Here is a 12,442-nt window from a genome sequence, read left to right as displayed (position 1 = left end):
GCGGGAAATCCGCCGCGGAGCGGCGAAGAGAAGAGAAGAGCAGACCGCGGAGCGGTCAAGGCGCCCGTCGCGGAGCGACGCAAAAAGCCGACCCCGCCCGCAGACGGAACTACACGTCGCCCCGAGCCGTGGCCAACAATTCCTCTGCATGCGCCCGGGCCGTCTCCGAGTCCTCCTGCCCCGCCAGCATCCGGGACAGCTCCCGGATCCGTTCCTCCCCCTCGAGCACCTTCACCCCGGAGCGCGTCACAGACCCGTCGTTGGTCTTCTCGACCAGCAGCTGCCGGTCGGCGAACGCGGCGACCTGCGGCAGATGAGTCACCACGACGACCTGGGCGCTCTTGGCGAGCTTGGCCAACCGCCGCCCGATCTCGACCGCGGCCTTGCCGCCCACACCGGCGTCGACCTCGTCGAAGAGATACGTCGGCACAGGGTCGGTCCCCGCGAAGACGACCTCCACCGCGAGCATCACGCGTGAGAGCTCACCACCGGAAGCCCCCTTGGCGATGGGCCGCGGCGGCGCCCCGGGATGCGGGGCGAGCAGCAGCTCGACCTCGTCCACACCCGCGGGCCCGTACGCGACGGTGCGCCCGCCGAGCTCCACGCCCTCGGGGTCGTCGGTCTGCCGGATCTCGAACGACACACGCGCGTGCGGCATGGCGAGCGAGGCCAGCTCGGCGGTCACGGCGGCGGCGAACCGTTCGGCGGCCTCGGTGCGGGCGTCCGTCAGCGCCTGGGCAAGGCCGCCGAGTTCGGCCCGCAGCGCGTCCCGCTCGCCGGTCAGCTCGTCGATCCGCTCGTCGTCGCCGTCGAGTTCGAGGAGCCGCGCGGCGCCCTGCTCGGCCCACGCGAGTACGGCGTCGATGTCCTCGCCGTACTTCCGGGTCAGCTGGGTGAGCGCGGCGCGGCGCTCCTCCACGGCCGCGAGCCGCAAGGGATCGGCGTCGAGGTCGTCGGCGTACCCGGCCAGCTCCCCCGCCACGTCGCGCAGCAGGATGTTGATCTCCCCGATCCGCCCGGACAGCCCGGCGAGCGCGGCGTCGTGCGACCGTACGGCCTCCAGGGCCCGGTGCGCGCCCGCGACGAGCGTCGCCGCGTCGATGCCCTCGGGGTCCTCGGGATTGCCCGCGAGCGCGGCGTGGGCGGCCGTGGCGGCGGACGCGAGCGCCTCCGCGTGCCCGAGCCGCTCCGCCTCCGCCGACAGTTCCGCGTCCTCGCCCGCGCGCGGCTCGACCGCCGCGATCTCCTCGAGTCCGAAGCGCAGCAGGTCGGCTTCCTGGGCCCGCTCACGCGCGCGTGTGGTGATCTCGTCCAGCTCGGCCGAGATGGCCCGCAGTCGCCGGTAGGCCCCCGCGTACTTGGCGAGCGGCACGGCGACCGCGTCCCCGGCGTACCGGTCGAGCGCCTGCCGCTGCCGGGACAGTTTGAGCAGCCCCTGCTGGTCGGTCTGCCCGTGCACGGCCACCAGCTCGTCGGCCAGCTCGGCGAGCACGCCCACCGGGACGGAACGGCCGCCCAGGTGCGCCCGTGAGCGCCCCTCGGCCGAAACGGTACGGCTGATCAGCAGCGCGCCGTCGTCGAGCTCGGCGCCCGCCTCCTCGGCCCGTACGATCGCCGTACCGCCCGTGGGTACGGTGATCCGCCCCTCCACGACGGCGTTCTTGGCGCCGATCCGTACGAGGGCGGGGTCCGCGCGCCCGCCGAGCAGCAGCCCGAGGCTGGTGACCACCATCGTCTTGCCCGCGCCGGTCTCACCGGTCACGGCGGTGAAGCCTGGCGACAGCTCGACGACCGCGTCGTCGATGACTCCGAGCGACCGTATCCGCATCTCCTCCAACACGGACACGACCTTACGAGGTCCAGCAACGGATGTGCGACGGCCCCCGCCCCACGGCCGCGAACCCGCAGGTGACAAGCACCTACAAACGGTGCCTTGTCACCCACGGGAGTGGACCTGGCGGGTGCGTCAGTGCGGCGCCCCGCGCCAGCCGGAGACCGGCAGCGCGAACTTGGCCACCAGCCGGTCGGTGAACGAGGCGTGGTGCAGCCGGGCGAGCCGCACCGGCACGGCCCCCCGCCGTACCTCCACCCGGGCCCCCGGCGGCAGCTCCACCGTCCGCCGCCCGTCGCACCACAGCACACCCGGCGGAATGTGCGGCAGCACCTCGACCGCGAGCACCGAGTTCGGCGAGGTCACCATCGGCTTGGCGAACAGCGCGTGCGCGCTGATCGGCACCATGAGCAGCGCCTCGACCTCGGGCCAGACGACGGGTCCGCCGGCGGAGAAGGCGTACGCCGTGGACCCGGTCGGGGTCGCGCAGACGATGCCGTCGCAGCCGAAGCCGGTGACCGGCCGCCCGTCGATCTCCAGGATGACCTCGAGGAGCTTCTCGGCGGAGACCTTCTGCACGGCGGCCTCGTTGAGCGCCCAGTCGGTGTGCACGATGTCGCCGTTCTGGTGGACGACGACATCGACGGTCATGCGCTCCTCGACCTCGTACGCCTTGGTCACCACCCGGTCGACGACCTTGTCGAGGTCGTCACGCTCGGCCTCCGCGAGGAAGCCGACGCTGCCGAGGTTGACGCCGAGCATCGGCACGCCGGAGGCGCGGGCGAACTCGGCGCCGCGCAGCAGGGTGCCGTCACCGCCGAGCACGATCAGCAGTTCGCATCCGTCGAGGCACTGCGGAGTGGCTTCCTTCACCAGCTCCACCTCGGGCGGCAGCGGCAGATCGGCCGCCTCCGCCTCCAGCACACGCACCCCGATCCCGGAGCGCAGCAACCCCTGCACCACGAGTTCGGCGCTGCGGATCGCGGCCGGCCGCCCGGTGTGGGCGAGCAGGAAAACAGTACGAGCTCGGGTCTCTGTCAACGCGGCCCCTCCGCCACTGCACGGTCAACGTCGGCCGGGTCGAGTTCGGGTGCCCCGGCACGCAGCCACAGAAAGTACTCGACATTGCCCGAGGGTCCGGGCAGCGGACTCGCGGTCACGCCCTTCACCCCGAGCCCCAGCTCCGCGGCCCGCCGGGCCACTCCGCGCACCGCCTCGGCGCGCAGTTCCGGACTGCGTACGACTCCACCACTCCCCAGTCGTTCCTTCCCCACCTCGAACTGCGGCTTGACCATCATCACCAGATCGGCGTCGGGCGCCGCGCACCGCACGAGGGCGGGCAGCACCAGGCCGAGCGGGATGAAGGACAGATCCCCGACAACAAGATCCACGGGCTCCCCATCGATCGCCTCCAACGTCAACTCGCGTACGTTCGTACGGTCCTTGACGGTGACGCGTTCATCGCTCTGCAGAGACCAGGCGAGTTGACCGTAGCCGACGTCGACGGCGACGACGTGGGAGGCGCCCGCGCGCAGCAGTACGTCGGTGAAGCCTCCGGTGGACGCTCCGGCGTCCAGCGCCCGCCGCCCCTCGACCTTCAGTCCCTGGGGTACGAAGGCCGCCAGGGCGCCCGCGAGCTTGTGCCCGCCGCGCGAGACGTAGTCGGGGTCGCTGTCGTCCTGGGTGACCACGATCGCGGCCGCGGTCTCCACCTGGGTGGCGGGTTTGGTCGCGAGGGTCTTGCCGACGCTCACCCGGCCGGCGGCGATCAGCTGGCTGGCGTGCTCGCGCGAGCGGGCGAGCTTCCGGCGGACCAGCTCGGCGTCGAGGCGGCGGCGTGCCACTCCTGCCACGTTGGGTTCAGCTCCTGCGGTCGTACGGCCATTGATAGGGGTGACCCGAAGGGTCTCATTGAGGGACGGTGGTCGGGTGGCGGGTGGGAACCGGAGGTCCCGGGCGGGCGTCGAGCGCGGTGAGCGCGTCGCGCAGCCCCCGGTGTACATCCTCGTACACCTCGACATGTCCGTCCGTGGCGAGGTGGTCGGCGTCGCTCAGCCGGTCGAGCTGGGCGTCGACCTCGGCGTTCCCGGTGGGGGTGCGGTCCACGTCCAGCGGGGCCGGGGCGGCAGGGTCGTACTCGAGTTCGGGTTCGACCTCGACCGGAACCTCCGGCTCCGGCATCGGGCCCTGCGGAGTCCCGACCTCCGGCACTGACTCGTTCATGCCCCGACGCTACCCCGAAGCCCTGCGGTACCGTCGACCGCGATGGCCACGATTGAGGAGTGCCGCAGCGCACTCGACAAGCTCTCGGACAACATGGCGGGCGCGGACGGGAACGTACGCGAGGCGGCGGCCCTGGACCGCTCGCTCAGCTGCCGTATCACCGACCTCGACATCACCTTCGTCGGTCGCCTCAAGGGCGGCCGGATCGAGGTGCTCGACACCCTCCAGGGCCCACCCGTCGAGAAGGCCCAGATCAGACTCGCCATGTCCGGCGACGACCTGGTCGCCATGGTCGACGGGCAGCTGAACTTCGCGAAGGCCTGGGGCTCGGGCCGGGTGCGGCTGGAGGCGGCCCTGCTCGACCTGTTCCGCCTCAGGAAGCTTCTGTAGCGGCTTCGGCGGCAGCTGCTCCGGCGGCCACCTTCACGCGGGCCTTCCGCGCCGCAGGCACCACCAGCGGCGTCCCGGTCTCCGGGTCGTCGATGACCTGGCAGCGCAGCCCGAAGACCTCCTCGACCAGTTCGGCCGTGACGATGTCGTTCGGCGCGCCCTCGGCGATGACCCGGCCCTCGCGCAGGGCGATGAGGTGGGTGGCGTAGCGGGCCGCGTGATTGAGGTCGTGCAGGACGGCGACCAGGGTGCGCCCCTGCTCCTCGTGGAGTTCGGCGCACAGATCGAGCACGTCGATCTGGTGCTGGATGTCGAGGTAGGTCGTCGGCTCGTCGAGCAGCAGCAACGGGGTCTGCTGGGCGAGTGCCATCGCGATCCACACGCGCTGCCGCTGGCCGCCGGACAGTTCGTCGACATAGCGATCGGCCAGTTCGGCGACGCCGGTCGAGGCCATCGACTCCTGTACGACCCGCTCGTCCTCCGTCGACCACTGGCGCAGCAGGCCCTGGTGCGGGTAGCGGCCCCGGCCGACCAGGTCGCCGACCGTGATCCCGTCCGGCGCGATCGACGACTGCGGCAGCAGCCCGAGCGTCCTGGCCACCTTCTTCGCGGGCATCGACTGGATGACCTGCCCGTCGAGCAGCACGCGTCCCTCGGAGGGCTTGAGCATCCGCGACAGGGCGCGCAGCAGCGTGGACTTGCCGCAGGCGTTCGGGCCGACGATCACGGTGAAGGAGTGGTCGGGGATCTCCACCGACAGCTTCTCCGCGATGACGCGCTGGTCGTAGCCGAGGGTGACGTTGTCGGCGGACAGGCGGTTCACAGTGCTCCTTTGAGTGTTCTTGTTCGCTGCGGCGCTCATATCCGGCCCGCCTTGCGCTCGGTGACCAGCAGCCACAGCAGATAGATCCCGCCCAGGACCCCCGTCACGACGCCGACGGGCAGCTGGTCGGCGCCGAAGGCCCGCTGCGAGGCCCAGTCCGCGACGATCAGCAGGGTCGCGCCCATGCACATCGACGGCACCAGGTTCGGTCCCGGCGAGCGGGTCAGCCGCCGGGCGAGCTGCGGCGCGGTGAGCGCCACGAAGCCGACCGGGCCCGCGGCGGCGGTGGCGCCGGCGGTGAGCAGCACGGCGGCCAGCATCAGCAGCAGCCGTACGCGCTCGACGCGCACTCCGAGGGCGTACGACACGTCGTCGCCCATCTCCATCATGCGCAGCCCCCGGGCGTTGCCGAGGACGAGCGGGACGAGGACGCCGCACAGGACGAGCAGCGGCCAGACCTGCGCCCAGTCACGGCCGTTGAGGGAGCCGGTCATCCAGACGACCGCGCGGGCCGCGTCGACGATGTCCGCCTTGGTCAGCAGATAGCCGTTGACCGCCGTGACGATCGCGGAGACTCCGATACCGACCAGGACCAGTCGGTATCCGTGCACGCCCCGCTTCCAGGCGAGCAGATAGATGGCGAGCCCGGTCACCAGGCCGCCGACGAGCGCTCCCAGTGCGACCTGGTTCGCGCTGCCCGAGAACAGCACGATCATGATGAGCGCCCCGGCCGTCGATCCCTGGCCGAGGCCGAGGACGTCCGGGCTGCCCAGCGGGTTGCGGGAGATGGACTGGAACAGTGCCCCGCCGAGCCCGAGCGAGGCCCCGACCAGCAGGCCGACGAGCACCCGCGGCAGCCGCAGGTCGTTGACGATGAACTCCTGGCCCGCGTTCCCGTTGCCGACGAGCGTCTTGAGGACGTCGACGGCCGGGATCGGGAAGTCGCCGGTGCCGATCAGCACCACGCTCGCGGCGAGCGCGGCCACCAGCAGCAGTACGACGACGGTGAACGCCCGGACGTCGAACCGGACGGAGAGACCGCCGCGCGTTCGCACGGCTCGGGTACGTGTGATCGTCACAGCTGGGCCGTCCTCCGCCGTCGTACGAGATAGATGAAGACCGGCCCGCCGAGGACCGCGGTGACGATGCCGACCTGCAGCTCCGCGGGCCGGGCGACCATCCGCCCCACGACGTCGGCGCCGAGGAGCAGCACGGGCGACAGCACGGTCGCGTACGGCAGGATCCAGCGCAGGTCGGGCCCGGTGAAGGAGCGGACCACGTGCGGGACCATGAGCCCGACGAAGACGATCGGCCCGCAGGCGGCGGTCGCGGCGCCGCACAGCGCGGTGGCTGCGGCCATGGACAGCGCCCGGGTGCGGTTCAGGTTGGCGCCGAGCGCGCGGGCGGTGTCGTCGCCCATGGCCATGGCGTTCAGGGGCCGGGCGAGCGCCAGCGCGACGACCGTGCCGACCACCAGGAAGGGCAGCACCTGCCGGATGGTCGAGTCGGTGGCCGAGGCCAGCGAACCCACCGTCCAGAAGCGCATCTTGCCGAGCGCCGCGTCGTCCATGATCATCACGGCCTGCAGATAGCCGTAGAGCGCGGCACTGATCGCCGTGCCGGCGAGCGCGAGCCGCACCGGGGTGGCGCCGCGGCTGCCGCCCAGGAACCAGACCAGCGCCCCGACCGCGGCCGCGCCGAAGAAGGCGAACCACACATAGCCGCTCAGGCTCGTGACACCGAAGTAGGTGATGGCGGTGACGACCGCGGCGGACGCGCCCGCGTTGATGCCGAGCAGTCCGGGGTCGGCCAGCGGATTGCGGGTGAGCGCCTGCAGGACGGCACCCGACAGTCCGAGCGCCGCGCCGACGAGCAGCCCGAGGACGGTACGCGAGATCCGGTCGTCCACCACGACGTCGGAGTACGTCCCCGTACCGCGGAACAGGCCGTGCCAGACCTGGTCCAGCGGCAGCGCTTTCGCACCGATCGCGATACTCGCCAACGCGACGAGCACCAGGAGGGCCAGGGACGCGAGGAGCCCAACGGCGCGTATCGCCTGACGGCTTGGGGGCGCGGGGGCGGTCTCCGCGCGCTGTTCAGGGGGGCTGTCGACCAACACGTGGTTAGGTTAGCCTACCCTCGCTCACGCTTCGATCCCGGGTGACTACGCCCCACCACCGACGAGCCCTGGGGCCCTCAGAGCCCGAGCCGCGCGAGCGCCTTCCCCCCGTCCAGCGCGCACGCCCCGTCCCCCGCGGCCGTCCACGCCGCCGCGCACAGCGCCCGCAGCCCGTCAAGCGCCTCACCGTCGCCCGCCAGCTCCAGACGCTCACTCCCCGCCTGCGCCGTCCACCCGCCGCAGCGAAACGCGTCGCCCTCCTCCACGACCTCCGGCTGCCCGGCGAGCAGCCCGCGCAGATCGGCGTCCACATACGTCGGCCGGTGCTGCGGCGGCGCGGCGAGGAGCTGCGCGCCGTCCGTCACCCCGGTGAGCACGAGCAGCGAGTCCACCTCGCCGTTGAACGCGCCCTCGATGTCCGTGTCCAGCCGGTCGCCGACCACCAGCGGCCGCTTCGCCCCGGTCCGCAGGATCGTCTCGCGGTGCATCGGGGGCAACGGCTTGCCCGCCACCTGCGGCTCGGCGCCCGTGGCGATGCGTACGACCTCCACCGCGGCCCCGTTCCCGGGCGCGATCCCCCGCGCGCTCGGGATCGTCAGGTCGGTGTTGGACGCGAACCACGGCACCCCGCGCGCGACGGCGTAGGACGCCTCCGCGAAGCGCCCCCAGGGCAGGTCGGGACCGCCGAACCCCTGGACGACCGCCGCCGGGTCGTCGTCCGCCGACTCGACCGGCTCGAGCCCGCGCTCGCGCAGCGCGACCCGCAGTCCCTCGCCGCCGATGACCAGCACGCGCGCACCGGCGGGCACCTGCTCGCTGATCAGCCGCGCCACGGCCTGCGCCGAGGTGATGACGTCATCGGCGTCCGTCGGTATGCCGAGCTCGGTCAGATGCTCCGCCACCGCATCGGGCGTACGCAGCGCGTTATTCGTGACATACGCGAGGTGCAGCCCTCCCGAACGGGCCGTGCCCAGTGATGCCACGGCGTGCGCGATCGCGTTGCCGCCCGCGTACACCACGCCGTCGAGGTCGAGCAGAGCCGTGTCGTAGGCGTCACTCAGGGCCTGTTCACTGGCCTCGGGCCGGGTCCTGGCGGTCTGGCTCATTACGCATCGCTCCTCGTTCGATCTCTTTCCCCCGATCATCCCCCACAGCGTCTGCACACTTACGATGCCTCAATGAACTATGCAGGTCCCGCGGAGGAAACCCCGGCGCGCAGCGGCCTCGAACTGACCCCGTTCCGGGGCCTGCGCTACGACCCCGACCGGGTCGGCAGCCTCGCCGCCGTGACATCTCCGCCGTACGACGTCATCGTCCGGCCGGACGGTCTGCTCCACCTCGAGTCCGCCGACCCGCACAACATCGTCAGGTTGATCCTCCCCCAGGACACGACCCCGACGGCCCGCAACCGCCAGGCGGCGGACACCCTGCACGACTGGGTGTCCGAAGGCGTCCTCGCCGCCGACCCCGAGCCGGGCCTGTACGTCTACGAGCAGCACGACGGCGGGATGCTGCAACGCGGCATCATCGGCGCCCTGCGCCTGTCGGAGCCGTCCGCCGGCGTCGTGCTCCCGCACGAGGACGTCATGCCGCACATCATCGCGGACCGCGCGGCCCTGATGCGTGCCACCTCGGCCAACCTCGAACCGCTGCTGCTGACCTACCGCGGCAACGGCTCCCGGGTCGGCACGGCCGCCGTCATCGAACGCGCCGCGGAGGGCGACCCGCTGCTCTCGACGACCACGGAGGACGGTTTCAGCCACCGTCTGTGGGCGATCACCGACCCGGCGGACCTGGCCGAGGTCCAGACGGATCTCGGCCGGCACCAGGCTCTCATCGCGGACGGCCACCACCGCTGGGCGACATACCTGCGGCTACGCGCCGAGCACCCCTCACCCAGCCCCTGGGACTACGGCCTCGTGCTCCTGGTGGACACCGCGCGCTACCCGCTCAGGGTCCGCGCGATCCACCGCCTGCTGCACAATCTGCCGGTCGCGGAGGCGCTGACCGCCCTCGCGGACTCGTTCCGCGTACGTCACCTCGACGTTCCGCTCCCCGAGGCCCTGGAGGCCCTCGCCGCGGCCGCCGCCGAGGGCAACGCCTTCCTCCTCGCGGGCGACGGCTCGTTCCACCTGGTCGACCGCCCCTCCCCGGAGCTCCTCGCCCGTACGGTCCCGGCGGACCGCCCCGAGGCTTGGCGCACCCTGGACGCGACCGTCCTGCACGCCACACTCCTGGCCCACATCTGGGGCATCCCCGAGGACTCGCCCGCCCACATCGCGTACATCCACGACACGGCCGCCACGGTGGAGAAGGCGGAGCGCGACGGCGGCACGGCCGTCCTGATGCACCCGGTCCGCGAGGAGGTCGTACGCGACCTCGCCCGTCAAGGCGTCACGATGCCCCGCAAGTCGACGTCGTTCGGCCCGAAGCCGGCGTCGGGGCTGGTACTGCGGGCGCTGCCTCTCTGAAGCGCCCAGGCGAGGCGCCCAGGCGAAATACAGGGGCTGAAACGCCACGGGCGGCGGGATCCCTTCCGGAATCCCGCCGCCCGTGTCCTACGACAACCGCTGTACGTCAGCCCCGCGGAGCTTCGTCATCGTCGTCGGCCTCGACGACCGGCTTGGTCTGCTCGGCCTCGACGATGTCGAAGTCATCGTCGTCCTCATCGTCGTCCTCGGTCTCGATCTCGTCCTCAGCGTCGATCTCGTCCTCAGCCTCAGCTTCGGTCGCGACCTCGCCCTCGACCTCGTCCTCGTCCTCGTCCTCGACGAGCGCGTCGACGAACTCGACGCCGTCCAGCTCGGCAAGCCGGTCGGAGGCGTCCGTGCTGCCGTCCTTGTCGGACTCGACGGCCTTCGCGAACCACTCGCGCGCCTCGTCCTCACGACCGGCGGCCAGCAGCGCGTCGGCGTAGGCGTACCGCAGCCGGGCCGTCCAGGGCTGTACGGAGTTCGAGGCGAGCTCCGGGCTCTGGAGCGTCACGATGGCGGCGTCGAGCTGCCCCATGTCGCGCCGGGCGCCGGCCGCCACGAGCCGCATCTCGACCTGACCGGCCTTGTCCAGCTTGTGCACCTCGGGCGCACCCGCCATGTCCAGCGCCTTCTCGGGCCGGCCCAGGCCGCGCTCGCAGTCCGCCATGACGGGCCACAGGTCCACGTTCCCGGTCATACGGCGCGCCGCCCTGAACTCGGCGAGCGCCTCGCTGTACTTCTGGTTGGCGTACGCGGCGAACCCGGCCGCCTCACGTACGGCGGCCACACGCGACGCCAGCCGCAGGGCGATCCTCGAGTACGCGTACGCGCCCTCGGGGTCCTCGTCGATGAGCCGGGCGACCATCACCAGGTTCCTGGAGACGTCCTCCGCAAGCCCCTTCGGCAGGCTGAGCAGTTCCTGCCGTACGTCCGCGTCGATCTCCTCGCCCGTGACGTCATCGGGGATCGGCAGCCGCTTGATCGGCTCACGGTCCCGGTCGCGCTCGTCGCGGCCACGGAAGCCGCCACCGCGCCGGTCGTCGCCCCGACGGTCGTCACGGCCCCGGAAGCCACCGGCGCCACCGGGACGGCCGCCCCGGTCGTCACGACGGGGGCCACCACGTCCGCGGTCGTCGCGACCCCGGTCGTCGCGGGCGCGGAAGCCGCCACCGCCACGGCTGTCGTCACGACGGTCGTCGCGCCGGTCGTCCCGCCTGTCGTCGCGGCGGAAGGCCGGACGGTCGCCCTCACGGCGGTCGTCCCGACGGTCATCACGGCGGAAGTCGCTGCGGTCGTCGCGCCGGAAACCGCCGCCACCGCCACCACGGTTGTCGTCCCGACGGAACCCACCGCGGTCGTCGTCACGACGGGGACCACTGCTGGGGCGGTCGTCGCGACGCGGGCCGCTGCTGGGGCGGTCGTCACGGCGGAACCCACCGCGGTCGCCGCTGTCACGACGGTCATCACGGCGGTCATCGCGACGGAAACCACCGCGGTCGTCGTCACGACGGGGACCACTGCTGGGGCGGTCGTCGCGACGCGGGCCGCTGCTGGGTCGGTCGTCACGGCGGAACGCGGGACGGTCCCCTTCGCGACGGAACCCGCCACGGTCGTCGCCCCGACGGTCGTCACGCCGGAAGTCACCGCGGTCATCACGGCGGAACCCGCCGCGGTCGCCGCTGTCGCGACGGTCATCACGGCGATCGTCACGACGGAAACCACCGCGGTCGTCGCCCCGGCGGTCGTCGCGCCGGTCGTCGCGCCGGTCGTCCCGACGGTCATCACGGCGGAAGTCGCTGCGGTCGTCGCGCCGGAAACCGCCGCCACCGCCACCACGGTTGTCGTCCCGACGGAACCCACCACGGTCGTCGTCACGACGCGGACCGCTGCTGGGGCGGTCATCGCGGCGCGGACCGCTGCTGGGTCGGTCGTCGCGACGCGGGCCGCTGCTGGGTCGGTCGTCACGGCGGAACGCCGGACGGTCCCCGTCCCGACGGACCCCACGTTCCCGGTCGTCGCGTCGCGGACCACTTGTGGGTCGATCGTCACGGCGGAACGGCGGGCGACCGCCCCGATCGCCCTCACGCCGGTCGTCACGGCCACGGAAACCGCCGCCGCCACGGCTGTCGTCACGACGGCTGTCGTCACGACGGTTGTCATCGCGGCGGAAGCCGCCTCGGTCACCGCGGTTGTCGTCCCGACGGAACCCACCGCGGTCGTCGTCGCGACGCGGACCACTGCTGGGGCGGTCGTCACGACGGTCGTTGTCGCGGCGCGGACCTCCGCGGTAACCGCCGCGGTCACCACTGTCCCGGCGGCGCTGATCGCGCTCCGGACGCTCGTCGGGAGAGTTGGTGGACATGGGTGACTCCTGTCATCGGTACCGCAAGTCATTCTCGCGCAGCCGGGTACCCGGCGCGCTTCGGAAAAACAAAAAAGGACCTCTGGTCCCAGCGAGTCGCTGGGACCAGAGGTCCTCCAAAGATTGTTCGGCGGCGTCCTACTCTCCCACAGGGTCCCCCCTGCAGTACCATCGGCGCTGTGAGGCTTAGCTTCCGGGTTCGGAATGTAACCGGGCGTTT

At 72.1% G+C, this 12,442-nt stretch carries 11 protein-coding genes, 1 rRNA gene and 1 pseudogene; 2 read left to right on the top strand and 11 right to left on the bottom strand.

Going from position 1 to position 12,442, the window contains the following annotated elements:
* Window positions 1–109 precede the first annotated feature (109 nt).
* The 4 genes from recN to ACZ7M3_RS19010 form a co-directional block, all read right to left on the bottom strand.
* Window positions 110–1,828, bottom strand: coding sequence for a DNA repair protein RecN (gene recN, locus ACZ7M3_RS19025; RefSeq protein WP_099925758.1), 1,719 nt, complete (start codon window positions 1,826–1,828; stop codon window positions 110–112).
* A 138-nt stretch (window positions 1,829–1,966) separates the two neighbouring features.
* Window positions 1,967–2,872 (bottom strand): NAD kinase, encoded by a 906-nt coding sequence (locus ACZ7M3_RS19020; protein ID WP_067364895.1) that lies wholly within the window; start codon window positions 2,870–2,872, stop codon window positions 1,967–1,969.
* Complete coding sequence (locus ACZ7M3_RS19015) at window positions 2,869–3,684, bottom strand: TlyA family RNA methyltransferase (RefSeq protein ID WP_075027836.1); 816 nt, start codon at window positions 3,682–3,684, stop codon at window positions 2,869–2,871. Before ACZ7M3_RS19015 ends, ACZ7M3_RS19020 begins: the two co-directional genes overlap by 4 nt.
* A gap of 55 nt (window positions 3,685–3,739) precedes the next feature.
* Window positions 3,740–4,054, bottom strand: a complete 315-nt coding sequence (locus ACZ7M3_RS19010) for a hypothetical protein (RefSeq protein ID WP_472064604.1) — start codon at window positions 4,052–4,054, stop codon at window positions 3,740–3,742.
* 42 nt (window positions 4,055–4,096) lie between these two features.
* Here ACZ7M3_RS19010 and ACZ7M3_RS19005 point away from each other — a divergent pair, with 42 nt between their 5' ends.
* Window positions 4,097–4,444, top strand: coding sequence for an SCP2 sterol-binding domain-containing protein (locus ACZ7M3_RS19005; protein ID WP_355489057.1), 348 nt, complete (start codon window positions 4,097–4,099; stop codon window positions 4,442–4,444).
* On the opposite strand, the gene ACZ7M3_RS19000 is transcribed toward ACZ7M3_RS19005, so the two are convergent.
* The 4 genes from ACZ7M3_RS19000 to ACZ7M3_RS18985 form a co-directional block, all read right to left on the bottom strand.
* Window positions 4,428–5,306 carry an ABC transporter ATP-binding protein gene (locus ACZ7M3_RS19000; RefSeq protein ID WP_472064602.1) on the bottom strand — a complete coding sequence of 293 codons (879 nt, stop codon included), beginning with the start codon at window positions 5,304–5,306 and terminating at the stop codon, window positions 4,428–4,430. The genes ACZ7M3_RS19005 and ACZ7M3_RS19000 overlap by 17 nt on opposite strands.
* Window positions 5,303–6,346, bottom strand: coding sequence for a FecCD family ABC transporter permease (locus tag ACZ7M3_RS18995; protein WP_450427519.1), 1,044 nt, complete (start codon window positions 6,344–6,346; stop codon window positions 5,303–5,305). The genes ACZ7M3_RS19000 and ACZ7M3_RS18995 overlap by 4 nt, the downstream gene beginning before the upstream one ends.
* Window positions 6,343–7,386, bottom strand: coding sequence for a FecCD family ABC transporter permease (locus tag ACZ7M3_RS18990; RefSeq protein ID WP_472064600.1), 1,044 nt, complete (start codon window positions 7,384–7,386; stop codon window positions 6,343–6,345). Before ACZ7M3_RS18990 ends, ACZ7M3_RS18995 begins: the two co-directional genes overlap by 4 nt.
* 77 nt (window positions 7,387–7,463) lie before the next feature.
* Window positions 7,464–8,492 carry an HAD hydrolase-like protein gene (locus ACZ7M3_RS18985; protein ID WP_472064598.1) on the bottom strand — a complete coding sequence of 343 codons (1,029 nt, stop codon included), beginning with the start codon at window positions 8,490–8,492 and terminating at the stop codon, window positions 7,464–7,466.
* A 72-nt stretch (window positions 8,493–8,564) separates the two neighbouring features.
* Here ACZ7M3_RS18985 and ACZ7M3_RS18980 point away from each other — a divergent pair, with 72 nt between their 5' ends.
* A complete protein-coding gene (locus ACZ7M3_RS18980) occupies window positions 8,565–9,857 on the top strand; it encodes a DUF1015 domain-containing protein (RefSeq protein WP_472064596.1) in 1,293 nt (430 codons plus the stop codon).
* A 106-nt stretch (window positions 9,858–9,963) separates the two neighbouring features.
* Here ACZ7M3_RS18980 and ACZ7M3_RS18975 read toward each other — a convergent pair whose 3' ends face one another.
* The 3 genes and pseudogenes from ACZ7M3_RS18975 to rrf all read right to left on the bottom strand — a co-directional run.
* The gene (locus ACZ7M3_RS18975; protein WP_472065214.1) at window positions 9,964–10,833 is read right to left on the bottom strand and encodes a tetratricopeptide repeat protein; all 870 of its coding nucleotides are present in this window, start codon (window positions 10,831–10,833) and stop codon (window positions 9,964–9,966) included.
* A 294-nt stretch (window positions 10,834–11,127) separates the two neighbouring features.
* Window positions 11,128–11,829: pseudogene (locus ACZ7M3_RS18970) on the bottom strand (hypothetical protein); the annotation flags it as partial.
* A gap of 518 nt (window positions 11,830–12,347) precedes the next feature.
* Window positions 12,348–12,442: ribosomal RNA gene (gene rrf / locus ACZ7M3_RS18965) — 5S ribosomal RNA — on the bottom strand; the annotation flags it as partial.

The organism is Streptomyces sp. NPDC111656, from assembly GCF_055656965.1.
The sequence above is the reverse complement of the archived record's forward strand: the minus strand, read 5'-3'. Positions and strand labels throughout refer to the sequence as shown.